Consider the following 21546-nt stretch of genomic DNA (forward strand, 5'->3'; position numbering starts at 1 on the left):
GTGCGGCCTTGTCCTAAACCATGTTCCGCAAGAGTGGAACCGGTTTTCGGACAAGATGATCCCGCCAGCGAAGGCCTTTCCAACAGTGCCGGAAAGACCTTAGTGCGAGACCGACAAGGTGCCCATATCGGGGTGGATTTCGGCGGCCATAAGGCCTTTGTCGCCGCGTCCGAAGCGAACCAGCACGACCTGGCCGGGCCTGAGCTCGGTGATGCCGTAGCGCCGCAAGGTCTCCATGTGGACGAAGATATCCTCGGTGCCATCGCCCCTGGTCAGGAATCCAAAACCCTTGGTGCGATTGAACCACTTGACCAGCGCGCGTTCGAGACCGCTCTCGGGGGTCACGATAACGTGCGTGCGCTGTTCCTGTTCGGCGGGATGGATGGCGGTCGAAGCATCCATCGAAAGAACCCGGAAGGCCTGCAGGCCGCGTTCGCCCTGCTTGACCAGACAGACGACCCGCGCGCCCTCGAGCGCCGTTTGGAAGCCGTCCCGTCGAAGGCAAGTCACATGGAGGAGAATATCGCCCGAGACGCCGTCGTCCGGAAGGATGAAGCCGTAGCCTTTGGCCACGTCGAACCATTTGATAGCGCCAGCGATTTCGACAAGCTCGGCGGAGTCGCCGCCATTGTCTGGACTCAAGGCGTCGTCAAGGCTTCCGTCCCGCCTCGTGAAAGAGGCTTTTTCCCCCATAAGAATGCCCCCTTTTTCAACTGAAACCGTAACTGATTCTTGCCATCAGCTTAACACTGCGGCTTCCGGGGTGTGCAAGGCCTGACGTGCCTTTTTTCACTATTGGACACCGGAAACACTGAAATGTTGTTTGCCGGCGCCGATGAACGAAGTCCGACAGGCCCCAAACAGACCACCCGGCCCTGTATTGTCGGATGATTGCCCTTTGGCGAGGTCGCTCTTATGGTGCGCCGCAATCCAACGCTCCGAGGAAGCCGCCATGCGCTATCTGCACACAATGGTCCGCGTCGCCAACGTCGACCAATCGCTCGATTTCTACTGCAACAAGCTCGGCCTGAAGGAAGTGCGCCGCTACGAAAACGAGCAAGGCCGCTTCACGCTGATCTTCCTCGCTGCCTCGGAAGACGAACAGAGCGGCATCGACGACAAGGCGCCGCTGATCGAATTGACCTACAATTGGGATCCGGAAGAGTATAAGGGCGGCCGCAATTTCGGCCACCTCGCCTATGAGGTCGACGACATCTACGCGACCTGCCAGCATTTGATGGACAATGGCGTCGTCATCAACCGTCCGCCGCGCGACGGCAACATGGCCTTCGTCAAGTCGCCGGACGGCATCTCTTTCGAGCTGCTGCAGAAGGGACCGCCCAAGCCCAAGGCGGAGCCCTGGGCCTCGATGCCCAACACCGGCACCTGGTAGCGATCACGCCATCTTGAAGCGAGGCGGTCGGGGCAAAAGCCGGCCGCCTTTGCCGTTTTGCGCAAAGCTACCTATCTAGCCGGATATCGCGCCCAGCCGACAGCCAGCGCTCCAAGCTTTCAGGAGAAAGCCTTCATGCCCTCCAGCCATGCCGATGTCGCCACCGAACACGCCAGCCGCTACCTGCAGCAGCTGTGCAAGCACTGGGCGCACAAATTTCCCGTCGAGTTCGACCCGAGCCACGGCAGCATCGATCTGTCGCTCGGCCGCACCGTCATGGATGCCGATCCAACCGCGCTGCACATCACGGTATCGACGGATGAAAGCGGATCACTGGAGCGCCTGGAAAGCGTCGTTGCCGATCACATCAAGCGCTTTGCCTTCCGCGAGGAACTGACCTTCGAGTGGAAGCCTGCTGCGGCGGCGTAACCCTTATTTCGCGCCGGCCCGGCCGGCCATTTCGAGCAAAGCCAGGACGCTGCGCCAATTGCGCGCCGTGCCCGGGACTTTCAGCGTACGCGGAATGAGGTTCGCAAACACGGATTTGCCGAGCCCGTCCGGCGCGCTGAGATAGAGCACGTCTCCCTTGACCTCGAAGCGCTCGGGGCCGGTGCATTTCTCGGCCAGCCGCGCCACCTCGTCGGCGGTCGGCTCACGCTCCAGCGCATAGGCATGCAGCTTGGTGTGGTCGGCGGCCGCTTCCGGATAGGGATTTTCGCTCACCAGCCGTTCGAACCAGGAGAGATCGCGCACCATGATGCGCGAATTAAAACCCCATTTCTTTTCGAAGGCCGCTTCCAGTTGCTTGGTCAGCGCCGCCGCATCGCCCTTCTTCGCCCGGAAAACGACATTGCCGCTCTGCACATAGGTCGCGACATCGCCGAAGCCGAGGCTTTCGAAGAACGACTTCAGCTCCGCCATTTTAACGATGCGGTTGCCGCCGACATTGATGCCGGAAAACAGCGCCACGAAAACAGTGCCTTTTGCGCTCATATGATGAACCCCGCCAACGTCTCGTTGTCGGTGATGTCCTGATATTGCACGCCCTCGGCTTCGAAATTGGCCTTCAGCAGATCGAAATTGCGCCGGTCCTTGGTCTCGATGCCGATCAGCACCGAGCCGAAATTGCGCGCCGATTTTTTCAGATATTCGAAGCGGGCGATGTCGTCGTCCGGCCCCAGCATTTCCAGGAAATCGCGCAACGCGCCCGGCCGCTGCGGGAAACGGATGATGAAGTACTTCTTCAAGCCCTCGAAGCGGAGCGCCCGCTCCTTCACATCCGGCAGGCGCTCGAAGTCGAAATTCCCGCCGGAAACGACCGCGACGATGGTCTTGCCCCTGATCTCCTTGCGTGAAAAATCCTTGAGCGCGTCGATGGCCAGCGCGCCGGCGGGCTCCAGCACCACGCCTTCGATATTGAGCATCTCGATCATCGTGGCGCAAAGCCGGTTCTCAGGGACAAGCCGCACGGCATCGGCGGCGAACTCCTTGAGATGACGCAGCGGCTCGCGGCCGATCTCGGCCACCGCGGCGCCATCGACGAAATTGTCGACCTTGGCGAGCTTGACCCGCTTGCCGCTGGCAAGGCTCTCACGCAGGCTTGGCGCGCCCGCCGGTTCGCAGAAGAAGAAGCGCGTGTCGCGGTGCTGATCGGCGAAAAAATGGGTGACGCCGGCGGCGAGGCCGCCGCCGCCGACCGGCAGCATGACGATGTCGGGCATGCGCCCACCGGGCATTTGGGCGGCGATCTCATAGGCCACCGTCGCCTGGCCCTCGATGATGTCCTTGTGGTCGAAGGGCGGCACCATGTGCGCGCCGGCGCTTTCGGTGAATTCGAAGGCGGCACGGTAGCAATCGTCGAAGAAATCGCCGACCAGCTTGATCTCGACGAAATCGCCGCCGAACAGCCGCGTCTTGTCGATCTTCTGCTGCGGCGTGGTCACCGGCATGAAGACCACGCCCTTTTTGCCGAAATGGCGGCAGACAAAGGCAAAGCCCTGCGCATGGTTGCCGGCCGACGCGCAGACGAACAGCTCCGCATTGTTGCCGGCGGCAAGCGCCTTGCGGAAGAAATTGAAGGCGCCCCGGATCTTGTAGGAGCGCACCGGCGTCAGGTCCTCACGCTTCAGCAGCACCCGGGCGCCGGTCTTCTTCGACAGATAGTCGTTCTCCTGCAGCGGCGTTTCCGGAAAAATCTCGCGGACGGCCTCCGCGGCAGCGGCAACACGGGCGGAGAAACTGTTCACTTGCAAAACCTCGCATTCTTTCGCCTGCGACCGCGAGACGAAATTTATTCCGAATTCGGCAGCCTGTGCCAGGACGGCAAAGGGCCGTGCCAGAACGGTTCGTAATACACGGCCCCCCTCGACAACAAGCCGGCAACGTAGCTCAGCGAACTCTTGGCCATGATCAGGCAGTCCGCCCGGATCATCGCCGAGACCGTCGAAAAGACATCCGAATTCAGCTCGAAGTCACAGAATTCCGTCAGCCGCCCGAAATCCGCCGGCGCCCCCTCGGACAGGATCAGGACGCGATGGTGCGGATGCCGGCCAAGCACGTGCTTGATGTTGGCCAGCACCATTGCGTTGTCGGTCAGCCGATGCGTGTATTTGGCATTGCCGATGACATCGCCACGCCGGATGTGAACGGCAATGGTCGGCGTTTCGAATGTCCGCGGCGGCAGGACCACGCGGTTGCGAAGCTCGTCGGCAAGTGCCGGATAAAATCCGAGATTTCGCTCGGCAAAGCCATGGAAATTCTGCGCGGCGACGATCGAGGGTGCGCCGCGGTAACCCTGGTTGAAGTCCTCACTGGAAATGACCGGCACGCCCTTGGGCACCCTTGGCGCGCCAAGCCCAAGATTGAAGGCGCGTTCCCACTGTGCCGCGAAGGCTTTCGGATTGCCGCTATGGCTGACCCTCTCGAATGGCGAATGGAAATACGGAATTCCGTTTACGCGCGAAAACAGCAACGCCGACATGACGGCATGGACCTGCGCGCCGCCGCCATCCCGTTTGCCCACGCATGTGATGCCGAGCAGCGATCCTCTGTCCTTGTCGGATAGATCGAGCTCGACGCCTTCAGTGGGCTTTCGACGTTTGAACCAGAACATCAGCCGGAGCCTATTGCATGAATCGATGTCAGCGGCCACCGATGCCGGCTGCGCGAACCGCTGGACAAATTTGGCGGCTTTCGCGCCACAGTGGCGCGGCCGCAGGTCAGCGCCCACCGGATTTCCGCTGGACACGACTTACTTTGGCCGCACTTGGCCTGTCCGGGAGGGTTCGCGTGGGATGGCCCTTTGCGGCCGGAGTGGAATTTTCGACGTGCGTTTGAAGACAATTTGCATCATTGCCCTTGCCCTGCTGATGGTGGGCTGCGCGGGCCACCAGACACAGGAAATCCTGGGCAGCGTCGTCGTGCCGACGCAAGCGACCGAGATCGCCGGCAACCACGCGATTTTCATCACCACCACGCGCAAGGCCTCGGACGATCCGAACAAGGTGTTCGACGGGGAGCGTTCGGCGACGCTCAATTATGCCCGCGTCAGCGTCACGGTGCCGCCGATCCACCAGACCGGCCAGATCGAGCGGCGCTCGCGCGGCAAGTCGAACGACCCGACCAAGTATTTCATGGCCTCCGAAATGGTCGGCTACGACACGCAGCCGAAATTCGCCAGCGCGCTCAACGCCGATATCGAGGCCCGTGGCGGCCGCGTCATGGTTTTCGTCCATGGCTACAACACCGGCTTTGACGATGCCGTCTACCGGCTGACGCAGATCGTCCATGATTCCGGCTATCCGGGCACGCCGGTGCTGTTCTCCTGGGCCTCCGGCGCCAAGACCACCGACTATGTCTATGACAAGGAAAGTGCCGCCGCCGCCCGCGACCAGCTCGAGGTGACGTTGCGCATGCTGGCCCAGACCGGCGCCCGGCGCATCGACATCGTAGCCCATTCGATGGGCACCTGGGTGACGATGGAGACGCTGCGGCAGCTCGCCATCACCGGCGACCGCGACCTCAGCGGCAAGCTCGGCGATGTCGTGCTGGCCTCGCCCGACATCGACGTCGACGTCTTCAAGAGCCAGATGCGCCGCTACGGCAAGCCCGACAAGCCGTTCATCCTGCTGCTTTCCGATGACGACCGCGCGCTGCGGCTGTCCGGTCTGATCGCCGGCTCGCGGCCGCGCGTTGGCGACTACAGGGACGCCGCCGATCTCGCCTCCTATGGCGTGACGGTGGTCGACCTCTCCAAGGTCAAGGGCACCGACAGCTTCAACCACACCAAGTTCGCCGACAATCCCATGATGGTGCAGATGATCGGGCAGCGGCTGCGCGAGGACGACGGCTTCGCCAGCGATCGCGAGGTGACGGACCGCATCCGCCAGCTCGCCGGCGGCCAGTAACACTGCCACGCGGACGGCGGTATGGTTGCCGCCTTGTATTGACTTTGAACTGGACCCGGCCGCCCTCTGGCCTTATCGGAATAGGGACAGAGGATTTGCCGCCCTTGGGGGACCCCGGGTGACCGTGCGTTGTAAGATTGTCCTTGGCCTTGCCTTCGCGCTCGCCCTGACAGGCTGCGCCGGCCCCACGCATGATCTGCTCAACCGCAAGACGGTGACGGTGCCCGCCTCCGACATCGCGGCCACGCACGAGATCTTCGTCGCCACCACCCGCCAGCAGGCGACCAAGGATCCGCGGCAGGTGTTCGATGGCGACCGATCGCTGACCACGTCCTATGCCCAGGTCGACGTAACGGTTCCAAAAATCCATCAGGTCGGCGCGATCGAGCGCGCCAAGGGTTCGGCCGACTCCAATCCGGCCAAGCAATTCACCGCCACCGATGTCGTCCACTATGCCGACGCGCAGCAGTTCGCCAAGGCGGTCGGCAACAACATAGCCATAAGCGGCGACCGCGCTTTGGTCTTCGTGCACGGCTTCAACAACGGCTTCGACGACGGCGTCTTCAGGCTCACCCAGCTCGCGCACGACACCAAATATCCGGGAACGCCGGTGCTGTTCTCATGGGCGTCGAGCGCCAAGACCACCGGCTATATCTACGACAAGGACAGCTCTACCGCCGCGCGCGACGACCTCGAAGCGACGCTCAGGATGCTGGCCAAGACGAAGGTCAAGAGCATCGACATCATCGCCCATTCGATGGGCACCTGGCTGACGATGGAGGCTTTGCGCCAGCTCGCCATCACCGGCGACCGCGATCTCGGCGGCAAGCTCGGCTATGTCGTCCTGGCTTCGCCCGACATCGACGTCGACGTCTTCAAGAAACAGATGATCCGCTACGGCAAGCCCGACAAGCCCTTCGCTATCCTGCTTTCCGGCGACGACCGGGCGCTAAAATTGTCGAGCTTCATATCCGGCGACAAGCCCCGCGTTGGGGACTACGGCAACGCCGCCGATCTTGCCAGCTATGGCGTCGTCGTGGTCGATCTGACCAAGGCCAAGGGCGGCGACGATGGTCTCAACCATGCCAAGTTCGCCGACAACCCGATCCTGGTCCAGTTGCTCGGCAACCGGCTGCGCACGCCGGCCGGCCTTGCTCCCGACGAGCCGAACCAGGCGCAGCTCGACAATATAGGCCAGGGACTCGGCAAAGCCGTCGGCTCGGCCGCCGAGCTTGTCATCACCACGCCGTTCAGGGTGCTGACTCTCGCCACTGGCGGGTGATAGGTTTAGCTTATGTCGTACTCAATTTTGATATTTGGCGGAATCGGTCTTGCCATTCTGGTCTATTTCAACCTTATGGATAAGAATACGCATCGGTGGCGAAAAATAGAAAATAGAACCGATCTGTACGCTTACATCGTCATGTTTGGATGCATCATCCTCGGAATCTTGGCGTCTTTCTTTGAGAACCGCCTCTTTTGATTACGAAATCCATACAGAGCTGCGACGAGCTCGCGTATTTTGAAAAATTTCACACGAATAGATCGACCTTCTGGAACGTCGTCACATCGACCAGGCCGACGTCCGAGATTCTCAGTTCCGGGATGACGACCAGTGCCAGCAGCGAGTGCTGCATATAGGCGTTGTTGAGCGAGCAGCCGACCTTGCGCATCGCCGCCGTCAGCTGATCGGCCTTGGCCGCCACGATCTCGGCGCGCTCGTCCGACATCAGCCCGGCGATCGGCATCTCTACCAGCGCCAGTTCCTTACCCTTTGAGAACAGCACCACACCGCCACCCACCTCGCCCAGCCGGTTTACCGCCAGCGCCATGTCCGCTTTGTTGGTGCCAACGCAGATGATGTGGTGCGCGTCATGCGCCACGCTCGACGCCATCGCGCAATCTTCCATATAGCCGAAGCCGGAGACAAAGGCGTTGGTGACGCCACCCGTGCCGCGATGGCGCTCGACCAGGGCGATCTGGCAGATGTCGTTGCGCCGGTCCATGGCGACCAGCCCGTCCTCGACCGGCAGGTCGGCCTCGAGCGCCCGCGTCGGCGCCTGGTTCTCGATCACGCCGATCACCCGCACCCGCACCTCGTTCGCCCCTTGCGGTGCGGCGATGTCGAAATCCGCGGCCGCCAGTTTCTTGCCGAGCTTGACCGTGTCCTTGGCCGATTTCGGATAGTCATAGGCTGGAATGTCGATCTCGAGCTTGCCGGCCTTGGCCAGCTTCACGCCGCGGCCATAGACCTCGTCGATCGTCATCTGGGCAAGATCTGAAACGATCAGCAGATCGGCAAGTCGCCCCGGCGCGATCGAGCCGATCTCGCGCTCCAGCCGGAAATGCTGGGCGGTGTTGAGCGTCGCCATCTGGATCGCCGTCACCGGCTTCAGGCCCTGGCTGATCGCATGGCGGACCACGCGGTCCATATGGCCTTCCTGCACCAGCGTGCCGGAATGGCTGTCGTCGGTGCACAAGATGAAGTTGCGTGGATCGATGCCGCCTTCGGTCACCGCCTTGATCTGCAAGGCGACGTCGTACCAGGCCGATCCCAGCCTGAGCATCGCCTTCATGCCCTGGCGCACGCGCGCGATCGCATCCTCGGCGCGCGTGCCTTCATGGTCGTCCTCGGCGCCGCCGGCGACATAGCCGTGGAAAGGCAGGCCGAGATCGCGCGAGGCATAGTGCCCGCCGACCGTCTTGCCGGCCTTGACCGTCTCGGCGATCTCGCCCGACATCACCGGATCATTGGCGGCAACGCCTGGAAAGTTCATCACCTCGCCAAGCCCGATGATGTTTTCCCAGGTCATCGCCTCGGCAACGTCGGCTACCGTGAGTTCGGCGCCCGCATGCTCGAGCCCGGGCGCCGACGGCACGCAGGACGGCATCTGGACATGCACGTTGATCGGCATGGCGACCGCCTCGTCATGCATCAGGCGAACGCCGGGGAGGCCCAGCACATTGGCGATCTCGTGCGGATCGATGAACATCGAGGTGGTGCCGTGCGGAATGACGGCGCGGCAGAATTCCGTCACCGTCACCATGCCGCTTTCGACATGCATATGCGCGTCGCAGAGGCCCGGCACCAGATAACGCCCGCCGGCATCGACCACCTTGGTCCCCCGCCCGATGGCATGGCCGGCATTCGGCCCGCAGTAAGCGAAGCGGCCGGCAGCGATCGCGATATCGGTGCCGGCAATGACCTCGCCCGAATGGACATTGACCCAGCGGCCGTTGCGGATGACGAGATCGGCGGGCTTTCGCCCCATGGCGACATCGACAAGATGCGTCGCCACCTCCGTCCAGGGCTTTGGCTTTGCGGCGCTTCGGGCTTTGGCATTGGTCATTGGCGAGTCCTTTTCTGCGGCCACTCTGGCAAATGTCGGCGCGCGGAGCCAGAGCCGGCACCCGACGGCGAAGACCATGTGCGCGTGGCATTCGCGTAAACCACTGTTGCAGAAACGCAATTTCTTTCCGCGCCGAATAGGGCTAGTTTGACTGTGAGAGTCTTTCGAACCCGCCATTTCGGAGAGCTCGATGCGTCGCCTGACGCTCGCCACTGCCGGTCTTCTCATGCTGCTGTCGGGAGCAACCCGGGCGGCGGACCTGGGCGTTGATCTACCGATGACCGCGCCGGGCTTCGACTGGACAGGCTTCTATGCCGGCGCGCAGGCCGGCTACGGCTGGGGCCGGTCCGATATCACCGGGGACGATGGCGGCCCCTTTTCTTTCAGGCCTGACCTCGATGGCGGTTTTGTCGGCGGCCACATCGCCGGCCTCTGGCAATTCGACCAGGCGGTGCTCGGCGCCGAAGCCGAGCTCAACTATGCCTCGATCAACGGCACGACCGATGCCGGGCCGGGCAACAGCTTCGGCACCGACGTCAAATGGTTCGGATCGGTCAACGCCAAGGCCGGCTACGCGATGGACCGCTTTTTGATCTACGGCATTGGCGGCGTCGCTTTCGCCGGCATCGAAACCTCGCAGGCGGCAGGCGCCGCCTTTGCCCAGACGCATACCAGCACCGGCTGGACGCTTGGCGCCGGGGTCGACTACGCCTTCAGCAACAACGTCGTCGTCGGCGCGCAATACCGCTACTATGATTTCGGCAAGGAGCATTTCGACACCCCCGACGCCTTTTCCGATCGCGACCAGGACGTCAAGCTGCAGACGCTCGGGGTGAATTTCAGCTATAAGTTTTGAGAGCCACCTTCGTCGTGGCGAGCTGGAAAGCTCTCATTTGAAGAGTTCGCTGAAAGGGGTTGGCCGGCGCCCGCAGGGGGCGGGGGAATGGGTAGGGGCCTGATAGACGCCGGCCGCGGCGGAGTGATCCGCCGCGTGAGCTACCCTAACGGCATCCTCGGAAACCGTAATTCCGTGATCGCGCCACTTTCCAACCGGCCCCTGCCCCGCAAGCGCCGTGGCTTTATGGTAAATACGCCCCGCCGGCAGCTTTGCGATCGGATCGGTCAGGCCGGGCCGAAGTCATCTTTCGCGCCGGCATCGCGGCGAGGCATTCCTCCAGCCGCCGCAACTGCGCCTTGTGCCAGCGCAGCGCATGCGCGGTCTCGTGCAGGTTCCGTTTGGCCTTGGAGTTGGCGGCACTCAGCAAATCCCGTTCGAGCTGATCGACCTCGTCGCGCAACTTCAGCGCCTCGGCCTCCCGAAGCCCCCTGATCCAGCCTAACCCACGCATGCCTCACCCCTAAAGCAGGCCTGATGTTGGCAGAAAAACGCTAACGAGGTCGGTTTGGGTAACCTAGAATTTTAAATATCACTAATGTTAAATCTATTGCATTTCGATGATATTGGGCTCGCACGGAACGCGTCCGAGCTGAGACATGACTTGACGGCTCATGTCAGGCATCTGAAAAGGGCTCGCCTGCGGACGTGGCGGAATTGGTAGACGCAAGGGACTTAAAATCCCTCGATCTCTGATCGTACGGGTTCGATTCCCGTCGTCCGCACCACCCTTCGCTCTTCGAGCTTCGGGTGGCAGGGCACCCGGAGATCGTTAGACGAAGGGGTGTCCTCCGAAGCCTTGGCGGGGGCCATTCGATTCGTGATCGACGACAGGCTCAACCCTTCATCGGATAGAGCTTCAAATGCTGGATCAGGATGATCGTCTTGGCATCGATAATCCGTCCGTCGGCAATGCTGGCCAGCGCTTCGTCCAGCTTCATCTCCAGCACCTCGATGTCCTCGCCCTCTTCCGGCGCGCCGCCGCCGGCGGAAATCCGGTCGGCCGGCGAATAGCGCGCGACGAAGAACCAGAGCCGTTCCGTGACGCTGCCCGGGCTCATATAGGGCGCGTACAACCGCTCCACATTTTTCAAGTGATAGCCGAGCTCCTCTTCCGCCTCCTTGCGGATGGCGGTTTCCGGGTCGTTTTCGTCGAGCAGGCCGGCGCAGGCTTCGATCAATGGTTCACGATGGCCGGTGACATAGGCCGGGTAGCGGAACTGGCGTACCAGAAGCACCGTCTGGCGTTCCGGATCGAAGGGCAGGATCACCGCGCCGTCGCCGCGGTTGTAAGTCTGGCGGATCTGCGTTTCCCACCGTCCGTCAAGGCGACGGTAGTCTAGCACGGTTTTCTTCAATACCGCCCAGTCGTCGGAGAGAACTTCTTCGGAACGGATACGAACGCGATCTTCCATGATGAGCTCCGTGTTTGGGCGGCCAGGGGTAGCCGCGAACATGCGCTCGCACAATCCGCGCAATGGCGGGCCAGCAAGACTTTTTTACCGGCCAGTGTGTGGCCTTGGTCGCGACCATCGCTTAGATAAGCGTGACCTTTCCCCGGAGCTTTTCATGACCTCAGCCCTCTTCCAGCCGATCACGCTCGGCGGCCTCACCTTTCCCAACCGGATCGCCGTGGCGCCGATGTGCCAATATTCGGCCGAAGACGGCTCCGCCAGCGACTGGCATCTCTATCACTGGATGAACCTGGCCATGTCGGGCGCCGGCATGGTGACGGTCGAAATGACCGATGTCGAGCGCCGCGGGCGCATCTCGCATGGCTGCCTCGGCCTTTATTCCGACGACAACGAGGCCGCCGCCCGGCGCACGCTCGACGCCGCCAGGCGCGTTGCCTTGCCCGGCGCCAAATTCGGCAGCCAGCTTGCCCACGCCGGCCGCAAGGCCTCCAACAGGAAGCCCTGGGAGGGCGGCGGGCCGTTGCAGGCGGGCGAGGACCCTTGGCAGACGGTTTCAGCCTCGGCCATCGCCTACGACAGCGGCTGGAACGTGCCACATGCGCTGGAGGAGGAAGAAATCCTGCAACTGGTCGCGCGTTTCGCCGAGTCAGCCAAGCGCGCCGAGCGCGCCGGGTTCGACTTCATCGAGCTGCATGCCGCGCACGGATACCTGATCTTCCAGTTCCTTTCGCCACTTTCGAACCAGCGGACCGACCGCTGGGGCGGTTCGCTGGAAAACCGCATGCGCTTCCTGCTCGAAATCGTCAGGGCGGTCAGGAAGGCCGTCCCGGACATGATGCTGGGCGCGCGCCTTTCGGTGAAGGACTGGGTCGATGGCGGCTTTGACGTCGCGGATGCGATCGAGGTGGCCAAGGCGCTGAAGGCCGAAGGCGTTGCCTATCTCTGCTGCTCCAGCGGCGGCAATTCGCCCTTGCAGCAACTACCCACCGGCCCGGGCTACCAGGTGCATCTGGCGGAAGCCGTGCGCAAGGGCGCCGGCATCCCGACGCGTGCCGTCGGGCTGATCGACGATCCGAGCCAGGCCGAGGCGATCATTGCCGATGGCCGCGCCGACATGGTGGCGCTGGCGCGCGCCTTCCTCGCCGATCCTCGTTGGGGCTGGCGCGCGGCGGCGACCTTCGGCGAGGAAATCCAACCTGCGCCGCAACTGGCGCGCTCCGTTGCGACAATGCGCCACTGGGTGAAAGCGGCAGGGTGACTGCGCTGATCGCCGACTGAGACGTTTGGGCGCAGGGCCTTCGCCACCTTCGCAACCAAATTGGGCGTTTTGCGTTGGCGCCCATGACAGACAGCAAACCATTTGAAAAGCCCGTGGTGGTCGAACTTGGCCATGTCGGCAAATATCGCCAGATAAGCAGCACCCGCGAAGCCGCCGAGTGCCTGATGACCGTTTGGCCGCTCAATCGCGGCGAGCGCCATCGTGATGCTCTCGACACTTGCCTCAAAGCGCTGGAAGGTTATCGTTCGATCGCGGACGCACGTCGCGCCCTGATCGAGGCAGCCAGGGAATCGGAAGTTCTGGTTCCCGAAGACAGGCTGCCCGACGGAAGGCTACATTGAGCGAGTGCTCTTAACCGGAGGATTTCATGGCGAAGCTGACTTACAAGATTGTCGAGCATGACGGCGGCTGGGCCTACAAGGTGGGCTCGACTTTCTCGGAAACGTTCCGCACCCATCAGGAGGCGCTGCGGGCCGCCGAGATCGCGTCGGCCGAACAGCAGGTCGCCGGCGCCACCGATGGCATCCAATATGAAGATGCCGATGGCAAGTGGCACGACGAACTGGCCGACGGCCGCGACCGGCCACAGACCGAAGTATCCGACTGATTTTCGCTCCACGCCACGGCCGGCGCTGCCGGCCGCGGGCGGGGCGTGCCGGCTACTTGCCGCAATACTGGTCGTTGACATTGCCCTGGGCATTGGCGTCGGGCCCAGCCGTACTGTAGGCGCAGGGGCCGGCGGCTCCGGTTGAGCCGAGGGAATTCAGCCCGGAAGTGTCCCTGTCAGCGGAAATGCTACCCGTGGTGGTGCGGTCAACCGGCCGCTCGCTCGAGGTCGAGTGGTGCCACCACGACCAGTCGGACCAGTCATCGGACGATTGCGCCATGGCCGAACCACCCAAGGCCAGCACGAGCGCTGAAGCTGCGATAATTTTCCTAAGCATTGGAGTCTCCATTCTGTTGGTCGCCGACAACCGGGTCGACGACGAACATGAAACCCCCGCTTGAAGGCAAAGGTTCCGGCCCGAGAATCACGAACAACCAAGGCGTTCGACACGTTTGTGTGACGGCCCCGTGAGCCGGCGAAGGCTCGGGCACCTGTCGGTTGGCGCAATTACGCCAAAAGTCAGTTCACGCTGGCGAAGGCGCGGGCGGCGATGCGTTCGATGAAGGCGACAACCCGTCCGGCTTCGACGAATTGCGGCATGTGGCCGAGGCCTTCGATCCGCTCGAAGTCTAGTCCCTGGATTTTGTGCAGCATCGGCTCGCCATGGACGGCCTCGCTGATGACACGGTCGGCGCTGCCGAACAGAATGCCAGCCGGCACAGCTATCTCACCATAGCGCTGTTCGATACGGCCAAGATCCTGTTCCACCGCCACGATATCCGTGGAGGTGGCGAAGAAATGCGTCGGGCGCAGCCCAAGCCACCCGCCGCCGCCGAGCATGTAGTCGCGAGGAACCGCCTGGGGGGCGAAAATGAACTGCATGGTCGGTTCCGCGTATCGCAGGCTTGCCGGTATCGCCACCGTATACGCCAGAAGCCGGCGCAGCAGCCGCGACGGAACATAGAGCAGGTCGAAACGCTGGCGTATGCGCGCCTCCAGATGCGTCAGCGGCGAGATCAGCGCGATGCCCGAAATCGCTTCTGGATGCTCGACCGCCAAGGTAAGCGCGATCGCCCCGCCGAGCGAATGGCCGACGACCAGGGGCCGTTCCAGGCCAAGCTTTTCGATGAAGCGCCGCACCAGCGCCGCCTGTTCGGGCAATTGTCCGGTGGCAGTGCTTGCCCGCACCGAATAGCCCGAGCCCGGCCGGTCGAGCGCGATCAGGCGGTAACCGGCGCCGAAACCGCCAAACAGCGTATGGCGGAAATGATGGAGCTGCGCGCCGAGCCCATGCACGAAGACGATCGGCCTGCCCTCGCCTTCTTCCGCATAGTGGATGCGATTGCCGTCGATTTCGACGAATTTTCCGCAAGCCGGCACCAGCCTTTCGGCCTTTGCCGCGATCAGCCGGGTCGCAATCACCAGGCCGACGAGGACCAAAACCACCGCGGTGAGCAGGCCTCCGAGCAGCCACGAGACAATCGATACCAGCATTGTTCACCCGAACCTGACCGGCCGCACCATAACCGCAACTGTCGTCATCACAAGCGCGCTCCCGGCTTTCGCATTGCGACCGGCCACGCGCCGCGTTATCTCAGGCGACCCCCTTTTTTGCCGGAGTCCGTCATGCCTGAAATCGTCACCGCCGCCATGCTCGTCATCGGTGACGAGATCCTCTCCGGCCGCACCAAGGACAAGAACATCGGCCATCTCGCCGACATCATGACGGCGATCGGCATCGACCTGAAGGAAGTGCGCATCGTTCCCGACGAGGAAGATGAGATCGTTGCCGCGGTCAACGCCGTGCGCGCCCGCTACACCTATGTCTTCACCACTGGCGGCATCGGCCCCACGCATGACGACATCACCGCCGATTCCATCGCCAAGGCCTTTGGCGTGCCTTGCGAATACGACGCCAAGGCCTATGCCTTGCTGGAAGCGAGCTATGCCGGGCGCGGCATCGAATTCACCGAGGCGCGCAAACGCATGGCGCGCATGCCGCGTGGCGCCGACCACATCGACAACCCGGTCTCCGTCGCGCCGGGTTTCCGCGTCGGCAACGTCCATGTCATGGCCGGCGTGCCGTCGATCTTCCAGGCCATGCTCGACAATGTCGTGCCGACGCTCAAGGCCGGCACGAAAATGCTGTCGGCGACGGTGCATTGCCCGTTCGGCGAAGGCCTGATCGGCGGGCCGCTGGCCGACATCCAGAAGGCGCATCCCGACACCATCATCGGCTCCTATCCCAAATATGGCGACGGCAAGTTCTGGACCGAGCTTGTCGTGCGCGCCCGGTCACAAGAGGCGCTCGAGGCCGCGCGCAAGGACGTCGAGGCAATGGTTGCGGGCTTCGCCAAGGCAGGCTGATCCAACCGCGCGGCCTCGATCGGGGCCGGAACCAAGCACGACTTTCCAACGTTTCTGCCGCGGCGCTCAATGCGCCGGCAATTTGAGGGATTCGTCATGCGCTTCAAGACCATCGTCGCCATCTTGCAGAACGAGCAGGACGCCGAGCGCGTGCTCGATTGCGCCCTGCCGCTTGCCGAGAGGTTCGAGAGCCATTTGATCGGCATCCATGCCGAGGCGCTGCCTGTTCCCTACACATCGGCAACCGGCTTCCCTGATACCGAGTTCCTGCAGGTCTCGGCCGAGATGAACAAGGAGCGCGCCGACAAGTTGCAGGCGTATTTCCTCAAGCGCATCGAGGAATCCGGCCTCTCCTTCGAGTGGCGAAGCCTGGAAAGCTTCTCCGGCGACAGCGCGTTGAGCGGCATATCGAGCGTACGCGCCGCCGACCTGATCATCGCCGCGCAACGCGATACGGGGGGTGATCCCAGCGCCGATGTCGACACGCTGGTCTACGATGCCGGCCGGCCGGTGCTGGTCGTGCCGCATGCCGGACCGTTGGTGACGACCTTCAGGCGCGTGTTGCTGGCCTGGAACGGCTCCAAGGAAGCCGCGCGCGCCGCTTTCGATGCATTGCCCTTCATCATCGAGGCCGACAAAACGGACATTCTCGTCATCGATCCGCCGGAGACGCTCGACGACGCGCCTGAGGCGGCCGGCGCCGAGATCGCGGCGGCGCTGTCGCGCCATGGCGCCAATGTCAGCGTCTCGGTGCAGAAGTCCGAGGGCGTCGCCATAGACGACATCATCCAAGCGCGGATCACCGAATCCGGCACCGACCTGCTGGTGCTCGGCGCCTACAGCCACTCCTGGCTGCGCCAGCTTCTGTTCGGCGGCGTTACCCGCACGGTGCTGCGCACGACAAACGTGGCGGCTTTCCTGTCGCGCTAGGCATGTCCTCGAGGCAACGACATGCCTGAATCGAAGTCCGAAGCGCATCGGCTGAGTTCGTTTCGGCGCGAAGCGCTTCAAGTCCACAGCCATCGGCTGTCCCTACCCTTGCCAACAGCAAGGCTTTCCGGCTAATTCCGCCTGCATTCCAGTGTTTCTGCGCGCCGATGGCGCGCGCTTGCGGAGTGCGCGAACCATGTCCCTTCCCGAAAAAGCTTTTCCCGTCTCCTGGGACCAGTTCCACCGCGATGCCCGGGCGCTTTCCTGGCGGCTGTCCGGCGCCAACAAGGGACAGTGGAAGGCAATCGTCTGCATCACCCGCGGCGGCCTTGTGCCGGCAGCCATCATCGCGCGCGAGCTTGGCATTCGCGTCATCGAGACGGTGTGCGTCGCTTCCTATCATGACTATACCAGCCAGGGTCAGTTGCAGGTCCTGAAGGAGATCTCGCCGCCGCTGCTCGTCGATGACGGATCTGGCGTGCTCATCATCGACGACCTGACCGACACCGGCAAGACGGCTGGCATAGTGCGCGCCATGATGCCGAAGGCGCATTTCGCGACCGTCTATGCCAAGCCGAAGGGCCGCCCGCTCGTCGACACGTTCGTCACCGAGGTCAGCCAGGACACCTGGATCTACTTCCCGTGGGACATGGGCTTCACTTACCAGAAGCCGATCGCGGACGATTACGCAGGTTGATCGCCGCTCTTCCAAACAACGCCAGCCAATTGCATGTCGCCGCAATATGTGCAGCGGTTTCAGCAAGCGGCATGCAAAAATAAACGCCAAAAAACACGTCGCTCGAATCCGTCTCGGCGCGGTGTGTTCAGGCAATCTCTTGCCTTGAAATCAAGCAAGCCGAGCACAAGCGATTTGTCTCACTGACTTTTTTTGGTGGCGTTTCCTCCAACGTGTGAATTTTTTTACTTCTAAAGCGGACAATTCGCCGTAAGATTCATAAGGCGGCAAATGATTCTGGAGGCTGGGGTAGCTTTCTTCGATGTTGACGAAGCCGACAACGCACAACCAGATGGCCGAAAGGGTCCAACGACTCTTCGGCACGGCGCCTTGTCGCCTGCAGGTCGCCGCCTTGCCCTGGCAGCAAGGCAAAGACGGCATCGAGATCATGCTTATCACCAGTCGCGACACCGGCCGTTGGGTCCTGCCAAAGGGCTGGCCGGAAGCCAGGGAACCGCTTTGCGAGGCGGCGGCCCGCGAAGCAGGCGAGGAAGCCGGGTTGCGCGGCACGGTCTCGCACCGTGAAGCCGGCCGCTATTTCTACGCCAAGGTGCTTGCTTCCGGCGAGGAAGTGCCTTGCGAGGTTCTGGTCTTTCCGCTGCATGTCGACCGCGTCGCCGACCGCTGGAAAGAAAAGCGCGCACGCACGCGCAAATGGGTAAGCTGCGCGGATGCCATCCGCATGGTCAACGAGCCCGACCTTTGCCAGGTCATCGCCGGCTTTTGCGCCGCCCCTCAAAAATTCGCCTGACCCGGAGCGGCAGGCCCTGACTACGCTTGCCGGTCAGCTGCGCTCACCGTTCAGCTGGATTGTCAGTTGCGGCCGAAGTCATCGGAACTGAGCCGGGTCCAGCGGTCGCCCATCAAACCGCCGATGAAGACGTCGCCGGAGCGGACCGCTTCCGTGACCTCCGGGATGCGCGAGCGCACCATCGTCCCGCCGGTATAGCGGAAGAAGACATTCTTGTAGCTGAAGAGTTGCGGCATGAACCGGGTCTGCGTCTGCCCGATGACGCCCGCGCAGCCCATGGTCCATGCATCGGCGATCAGGGCATCCAGCGTCGCGCCCCAATGCGATCCGGAGGCCTGGATTTGCAACAGGTTGGCGATGCCGCCGGGTTCACCGTAGAAAGCATAGCAGCCGAGCATTTTACCGGCTTCGTCGAAGGTTCCACCGAAATGCAGGGGGCCGTCGGCCCGCTTCTCGGCCGCCAGCGCGAGCAGCCGTGGCAGCTCGCCATCCTGCCAACGCGGCCGAAGCGAATAATCGGACACGACGCTCGGCAACCGCTCGGCAAATTGCGCCGCATCCATCGGCTCGCGATGGACCCGGTGCGACGAGGAATGCTGGACGGGGGGCTCGAACCTTTTTCTCGTAAAAGCGTCGAATGCCCTGGCGCAGGGATCGAGCGCGAAGCGAGGCAGGCCAGGCCATTTGCCGCGCAACATGCCGGCGGCCAACGCGGCCGGGCGGAAAATGCGGGTCCATCCCAGACAATGCGCTGGCAGGAGCTGGTATTTCAACGGGCGCGCGAAGGCCAAAGACACCCGGTTGGCAGAATCGGTCAGGTACAGATCGAATTCGCCTTGGTGCAAGGCACGCAGCAATTGCGGTCCGGCCGAGCCATGATCGGTGCCGGGATCGGCCATCAGCGGACCGATGATCGCCGCATTCAACGCCGCTCCGTTGAGCTCGTAGCGGGCTTTCAAGACACCGAGGAAACCACCCAGGCGGCCTTCGGGAGTGATCTGCACAAGCGCGTTGCTCTCACCGCTGTCCAGATAGATCCCCTTCATATACGCGGCGGTTTCGGCGATCGCGCGATCGAGGAGGTGACGGCGGCGGCGAAACTTCGTCAGGAAGAGGGCCGCGACATGCTCGAGATCTTCAGAGACAAGCGGCCGAACCGCGCCGTGGTGAGAGTCCAGCACCGGTGGCGCCGCCAGCTTTTCTGGATCGGCATTTGCCGAAACGAGATGCAATGCGGGCGTGGCCATATTTCCCAAGGATCACCTTTGTGCGTCGGCCACCCCCGGCTTGTTCGACTAGGACAATACACTAATAGGTTTCACAAACAATTTCCCTCAACTAACATCGTGAACAAAGAGCCTTAAGATGCTGGATTTGGAGGCCTTCGGCCGAAGCCGAAGGCCCCCTGCGGTCAGCTGACAAGCCCCTTGGTCAATTCGAGCGCCTGGCGTTCGAACAGCCGCCGGTAGATGCCGCCGCTCAGCCGGATCAGCGCGTCATGCGAGCCTTCCTCGACGATGCGGCCGTGATCGAAGACCAGCAGCCGGTCGAGCGCCCGCACCGTCGACAGCCGGTGCGCGATGACGAGCGTCGTGCGTCCGACCATCAGCCGCTCCATCGCCTTCTGGATGAGAACCTCCGATTCCGAATCGAGGCTCGATGTCGCCTCGTCGAGGATCAGGATGCGGGCATCGGCAAGGAAGGCGCGCGCGATCGCCACGCGCTGGCGCTCGCCGCCCGACAATTTCACGCCGCGCTCGCCGACCAGGGTTCCGTAGCCCTTGGGCAGAGCGACGATGAAATCATGCGCGCTTGCAAGTTTCGCCGCGTGCTCGATCTCGGCCTGCGTGGCGCCGGGCCTGGCATAGGCGATGTTTTCGGCAAGCGACCGGTGGAACAGGATCGGCTCCTGCTGGACGATGGCGATCTGGCCGCGCAGCGAGGCTTGCCCCACCTGCGCGATATTCTGGCCGTCGATCAGGATCTGACCTGCATTCACATCGTAGAGCCGCTGGATCAGCTTGACGAAAGTCGTCTTGCCCGATCCCGAATGCCCGACCAGACCGACGCGTTCGCCCGCCGCGATATCGACCGAGAAATCGCGGTAGAGCGGCAGCCGATGGTTGCCGTAGTGGAACGTCACCTTGTCGAACGCGATGTGACCGTCGGTGATGCGGATCGGCGCGGCATTGGGCCGGTCCTCGATGCCGAGCGGCTCGGACTGGAAGTCGACGAGTTCCTCCATATCGTTGATCGAGCGCTGCAGGTTGCGGATATGCGTGCCGATATCGCGCAGATAACCCTGCAGGACGAAGAACGAGGTCAAGACGAAGGCGACGTCGCCGGCGCTTGCCTGGCCCCAGGCCCACAGCATCAGTGCAAGGCCGATCACTGCCGCCCGCATCGCGAGCAGCATCACGCCTTGCGTGGTGCCGTTGATGGTGCCGCGCACCCATGTGCGCGCCGTGCGCAGCCGCCATTTGGCGACCACCTTGGCAAGGCGCGCTTCCTCGCGCGCCTCCGCGCCAAAACCCTTGACCACGGCGTTGCAGCTCACCGCGTCGGCGAGCGAGCCGCCAAGCCGCGTGTCCCAGCTGTTGGCAAGCCGCGCGGCGGGCGCGACATAGCCAAGCGATAGCATCGTCGTGACGGAGATGAACAGCACCGAACCGGCAGCGACCACCGCGCCCATCAACGGCCAGAACCAGCCAAGCAGCAGCGTCGAGCCGACAAGCATGACCACCGACGGCAGCAACGCGATCAGGATGGTGTCGTTGAGCAGGTCGAGCGCCCACATGCCGCGCGTCACTTTGCGCACGGTCGATCCGGCAAAGCTGTTGGCGTGCCAGTCGGTCGAGAAGCGCTGCACCCGATGGAAGGCGTCCGCCGCGATGTCCGACATCATCTTCAGCGTCAGCTCGACGATCCACATGAAGGCGGCATTGCGCAGCACGACACCGCCCAAGGCGAGCGCCATCAGGGTGAAGAATGCCGTCATTGCGGCATTCCAGGCGACCGCGTCGGCGCCGGCGCTGCTGGCGACGGCGTCGACCAGCCGGCCGGAATAGAGCGGCGTCAGCACGTCTGCCAGCGTCGAAAGCAGGAAGGCGCCCATGATGAACGACAGCCGCCACGGCTGGCGCCGCCAGTGGCTGAGCGTGAAGCCAAGCACGCTGCGAAAGGCGCCGGCGCGCAGATCGAGTTTTAAACGAACCATGATGTCATCCGGGCGCAAAGGAGCCCGGTCCCGGTAATATCGAAAATTGGAAAACCCGCATCGACGCCCAAGCGGCGTTCTCGAAAACGGGAGGTTCAGTATGGGTGGCCGCGCGCCTTTCGGCGGCGACCGGCAGCGGCAAATGCCTGTTCGGCGTCTGGCGTTCCGAAGACACATCGGAGCACCGGCGCAGACCTAGG

Annotated in this window: 23 protein-coding genes and 1 tRNA gene; 13 read left to right on the top strand and 11 right to left on the bottom strand. The window is 62.9% G+C overall.

What is annotated here, in order from left to right:
- Positions 1-99 precede the first annotated feature (99 nt).
- Complete coding sequence (locus AB6802_RS14915) at positions 100-693, bottom strand: cold-shock protein (protein ID WP_371010874.1); 594 nt, start codon at positions 691-693, stop codon at positions 100-102.
- Positions 694-952: 259 nt separating this feature from the next.
- Between AB6802_RS14915 and AB6802_RS14920 the strand changes: the two genes are divergently transcribed.
- Together AB6802_RS14920 and AB6802_RS14925 are read left to right on the top strand one after the other, a co-directional pair.
- Positions 953-1393: a VOC family protein gene (locus tag AB6802_RS14920; RefSeq protein WP_371010875.1), complete on the top strand. Its 441-nt coding sequence runs from the start codon at positions 953-955 to the stop codon at positions 1391-1393.
- 135 nt (positions 1394-1528) lie between these two features.
- Complete coding sequence (locus tag AB6802_RS14925; protein WP_371010876.1) at positions 1529-1822, top strand: DUF2218 domain-containing protein; 294 nt, start codon at positions 1529-1531, stop codon at positions 1820-1822.
- 3 nt (positions 1823-1825) lie between these two features.
- Here the strand turns inward: AB6802_RS14925 and AB6802_RS14930 are convergent, their stop codons facing one another.
- The 3 genes from AB6802_RS14930 to AB6802_RS14940 are packed head-to-tail and all read right to left on the bottom strand — an operon-like array spanning position 1826 to position 4505.
- Positions 1826-2386 (bottom strand): DUF1697 domain-containing protein, encoded by a 561-nt coding sequence (locus AB6802_RS14930; RefSeq protein ID WP_371010877.1) that lies wholly within the window; start codon positions 2384-2386, stop codon positions 1826-1828.
- Complete coding sequence (gene ilvA / locus AB6802_RS14935) at positions 2383-3639, bottom strand: threonine ammonia-lyase IlvA (protein WP_371010879.1); 1257 nt, start codon at positions 3637-3639, stop codon at positions 2383-2385. The genes AB6802_RS14930 and ilvA overlap by 4 nt, the downstream gene beginning before the upstream one ends.
- 44 nt (positions 3640-3683) lie before the next feature.
- Positions 3684-4505 (bottom strand): hypothetical protein, encoded by an 822-nt coding sequence (locus tag AB6802_RS14940; RefSeq protein ID WP_371010880.1) that lies wholly within the window; start codon positions 4503-4505, stop codon positions 3684-3686.
- A 181-nt stretch (positions 4506-4686) separates the two neighbouring features.
- Here AB6802_RS14940 and AB6802_RS14945 point away from each other — a divergent pair, with 181 nt between their 5' ends.
- On the top strand, positions 4687-5799 hold the full coding sequence (locus AB6802_RS14945) for an alpha/beta hydrolase (RefSeq protein WP_371010881.1): 1113 nt from the start codon (positions 4687-4689) through the stop codon (positions 5797-5799).
- 118 nt (positions 5800-5917) lie between these two features.
- Positions 5918-7081, top strand: coding sequence for an alpha/beta hydrolase (locus AB6802_RS14950; protein ID WP_371010882.1), 1164 nt, complete (start codon positions 5918-5920; stop codon positions 7079-7081).
- A 250-nt stretch (positions 7082-7331) separates the two neighbouring features.
- Here the strand turns inward: AB6802_RS14950 and ade are convergent, their stop codons facing one another.
- A complete protein-coding gene (gene ade, locus AB6802_RS14955) occupies positions 7332-9149 on the bottom strand; it encodes an adenine deaminase (RefSeq protein WP_371010883.1) in 1818 nt (605 codons plus the stop codon).
- A gap of 190 nt (positions 9150-9339) precedes the next feature.
- Between ade and AB6802_RS14960 the strand changes: the two genes are divergently transcribed.
- Positions 9340-10005: an outer membrane protein gene (locus tag AB6802_RS14960; RefSeq protein WP_371010884.1), complete on the top strand. Its 666-nt coding sequence runs from the start codon at positions 9340-9342 to the stop codon at positions 10003-10005.
- A gap of 223 nt (positions 10006-10228) precedes the next feature.
- Here the strand turns inward: AB6802_RS14960 and AB6802_RS14965 are convergent, their stop codons facing one another.
- Entirely contained in the window at positions 10229-10498 is a 270-nt protein-coding gene (locus AB6802_RS14965; RefSeq protein WP_371010885.1) for a hypothetical protein, read from the bottom strand.
- A 188-nt stretch (positions 10499-10686) separates the two neighbouring features.
- Between AB6802_RS14965 and AB6802_RS14970 the strand changes: the two genes are divergently transcribed.
- Positions 10687-10772, top strand: a tRNA-Leu gene (locus AB6802_RS14970).
- 108 nt (positions 10773-10880) lie between these two features.
- Here AB6802_RS14970 and AB6802_RS14975 read toward each other — a convergent pair.
- Complete coding sequence (locus AB6802_RS14975; RefSeq protein WP_371010886.1) at positions 10881-11459, bottom strand: NUDIX domain-containing protein; 579 nt, start codon at positions 11457-11459, stop codon at positions 10881-10883.
- 154 nt (positions 11460-11613) lie between these two features.
- Here AB6802_RS14975 and AB6802_RS14980 point away from each other — a divergent pair, with 154 nt between their 5' ends.
- The 3 genes from AB6802_RS14980 to AB6802_RS14990 all read left to right on the top strand — a co-directional run bounded on the left by AB6802_RS14980 (position 11614) and on the right by AB6802_RS14990 (position 13345).
- A complete protein-coding gene (locus AB6802_RS14980; RefSeq protein ID WP_371010887.1) occupies positions 11614-12717 on the top strand; it encodes an NADH:flavin oxidoreductase/NADH oxidase in 1104 nt (367 codons plus the stop codon).
- 83 nt (positions 12718-12800) lie between these two features.
- On the top strand, positions 12801-13079 hold the full coding sequence (locus tag AB6802_RS14985) for a DUF982 domain-containing protein (protein WP_371010888.1): 279 nt from the start codon (positions 12801-12803) through the stop codon (positions 13077-13079).
- A gap of 26 nt (positions 13080-13105) precedes the next feature.
- A complete protein-coding gene (locus tag AB6802_RS14990) occupies positions 13106-13345 on the top strand; it encodes a DUF2188 domain-containing protein (RefSeq protein WP_371010889.1) in 240 nt (79 codons plus the stop codon).
- A gap of 52 nt (positions 13346-13397) precedes the next feature.
- Here AB6802_RS14990 and AB6802_RS14995 read toward each other — a convergent pair whose 3' ends face one another.
- Both AB6802_RS14995 and AB6802_RS15000 read right to left on the bottom strand, forming a co-directional pair.
- Entirely contained in the window at positions 13398-13682 is a 285-nt protein-coding gene (locus AB6802_RS14995) for a hypothetical protein (RefSeq protein ID WP_371010890.1), read from the bottom strand.
- A 182-nt stretch (positions 13683-13864) separates the two neighbouring features.
- Positions 13865-14839, bottom strand: a complete 975-nt coding sequence (locus AB6802_RS15000; protein ID WP_371010891.1) for an alpha/beta fold hydrolase — start codon at positions 14837-14839, stop codon at positions 13865-13867.
- Between the two features lie 132 nt (positions 14840-14971).
- Between AB6802_RS15000 and AB6802_RS15005 the strand changes: the two genes are divergently transcribed.
- The 4 genes from AB6802_RS15005 to AB6802_RS15020 all read left to right on the top strand — a co-directional run bounded on the left by AB6802_RS15005 (position 14972) and on the right by AB6802_RS15020 (position 18129).
- Positions 14972-15712 carry a competence/damage-inducible protein A gene (locus AB6802_RS15005; RefSeq protein WP_371010892.1) on the top strand — a complete coding sequence of 247 codons (741 nt, stop codon included), beginning with the start codon at positions 14972-14974 and terminating at the stop codon, positions 15710-15712.
- Positions 15713-15808: 96 nt separating this feature from the next.
- A complete protein-coding gene (locus tag AB6802_RS15010; RefSeq protein ID WP_371010893.1) occupies positions 15809-16642 on the top strand; it encodes a universal stress protein in 834 nt (277 codons plus the stop codon).
- Positions 16643-16838: 196 nt separating this feature from the next.
- Positions 16839-17339, top strand: coding sequence for a xanthine phosphoribosyltransferase (gene gpt / locus AB6802_RS15015; protein ID WP_371010894.1), 501 nt, complete (start codon positions 16839-16841; stop codon positions 17337-17339).
- 301 nt (positions 17340-17640) lie between these two features.
- Positions 17641-18129, top strand: a complete 489-nt coding sequence (locus AB6802_RS15020) for an NUDIX hydrolase (RefSeq protein ID WP_371010895.1) — start codon at positions 17641-17643, stop codon at positions 18127-18129.
- A gap of 62 nt (positions 18130-18191) precedes the next feature.
- Here AB6802_RS15020 and AB6802_RS15025 read toward each other — a convergent pair whose 3' ends face one another.
- Complete coding sequence (locus tag AB6802_RS15025) at positions 18192-19376, bottom strand: hypothetical protein (protein ID WP_371010896.1); 1185 nt, start codon at positions 19374-19376, stop codon at positions 18192-18194.
- Between the two features lie 164 nt (positions 19377-19540).
- The gene (locus AB6802_RS15030) at positions 19541-21346 is read right to left on the bottom strand and encodes an ABC transporter ATP-binding protein (protein WP_371010897.1); all 1806 of its coding nucleotides are present in this window, start codon (positions 21344-21346) and stop codon (positions 19541-19543) included.
- Positions 21347-21546 lie beyond the last annotated feature (200 nt).

This window comes from Mesorhizobium sp. RCC_202 (assembly GCF_041355295.1).
Classification (GTDB): Bacteria; Pseudomonadota; Alphaproteobacteria; order Rhizobiales; family Rhizobiaceae; genus Mesorhizobium.

Coding starts and splice junctions, on each gene's coding strand:
- AB6802_RS14915 (WP_371010874.1), bottom strand. CDS start 693: ATGGGGGAAAAAGCCTCTTTCACGAGGCGGGACGGAAGCCTTGACGAC.
- AB6802_RS14920 (WP_371010875.1), top strand. CDS start 953: ATGCGCTATCTGCACACAATGGTCCGCGTCGCCAACGTCGACCAATCG.
- AB6802_RS14925 (WP_371010876.1), top strand. CDS start 1,529: ATGCCCTCCAGCCATGCCGATGTCGCCACCGAACACGCCAGCCGCTAC.
- AB6802_RS14930 (WP_371010877.1), bottom strand. CDS start 2,386: ATGAGCGCAAAAGGCACTGTTTTCGTGGCGCTGTTTTCCGGCATCAAT.
- AB6802_RS14940 (WP_371010880.1), bottom strand. CDS start 4,505: ATGTTCTGGTTCAAACGTCGAAAGCCCACTGAAGGCGTCGAGCTCGAT.
- AB6802_RS14945 (WP_371010881.1), top strand. CDS start 4,687: ATGGCCCTTTGCGGCCGGAGTGGAATTTTCGACGTGCGTTTGAAGACA.
- ade (WP_371010883.1), bottom strand. CDS start 9,149: ATGACCAATGCCAAAGCCCGAAGCGCCGCAAAGCCAAAGCCCTGGACG.
- AB6802_RS14960 (WP_371010884.1), top strand. CDS start 9,340: ATGCGTCGCCTGACGCTCGCCACTGCCGGTCTTCTCATGCTGCTGTCG.
- AB6802_RS14965 (WP_371010885.1), bottom strand. CDS start 10,498: ATGCGTGGGTTAGGCTGGATCAGGGGGCTTCGGGAGGCCGAGGCGCTG.
- AB6802_RS14975 (WP_371010886.1), bottom strand. CDS start 11,459: ATGGAAGATCGCGTTCGTATCCGTTCCGAAGAAGTTCTCTCCGACGAC.
- AB6802_RS14980 (WP_371010887.1), top strand. CDS start 11,614: ATGACCTCAGCCCTCTTCCAGCCGATCACGCTCGGCGGCCTCACCTTT.
- AB6802_RS14985 (WP_371010888.1), top strand. CDS start 12,801: ATGACAGACAGCAAACCATTTGAAAAGCCCGTGGTGGTCGAACTTGGC.
- AB6802_RS14990 (WP_371010889.1), top strand. CDS start 13,106: ATGGCGAAGCTGACTTACAAGATTGTCGAGCATGACGGCGGCTGGGCC.
- AB6802_RS14995 (WP_371010890.1), bottom strand. CDS start 13,682: ATGCTTAGGAAAATTATCGCAGCTTCAGCGCTCGTGCTGGCCTTGGGT.
- AB6802_RS15000 (WP_371010891.1), bottom strand. CDS start 14,839: ATGCTGGTATCGATTGTCTCGTGGCTGCTCGGAGGCCTGCTCACCGCG.
- AB6802_RS15005 (WP_371010892.1), top strand. CDS start 14,972: ATGCCTGAAATCGTCACCGCCGCCATGCTCGTCATCGGTGACGAGATC.
- AB6802_RS15010 (WP_371010893.1), top strand. CDS start 15,809: ATGCGCTTCAAGACCATCGTCGCCATCTTGCAGAACGAGCAGGACGCC.
- gpt (WP_371010894.1), top strand. CDS start 16,839: ATGTCCCTTCCCGAAAAAGCTTTTCCCGTCTCCTGGGACCAGTTCCAC.
- AB6802_RS15020 (WP_371010895.1), top strand. CDS start 17,641: ATGTTGACGAAGCCGACAACGCACAACCAGATGGCCGAAAGGGTCCAA.
- AB6802_RS15025 (WP_371010896.1), bottom strand. CDS start 19,376: ATGGCCACGCCCGCATTGCATCTCGTTTCGGCAAATGCCGATCCAGAA.
- AB6802_RS15030 (WP_371010897.1), bottom strand. CDS start 21,346: ATGGTTCGTTTAAAACTCGATCTGCGCGCCGGCGCCTTTCGCAGCGTG.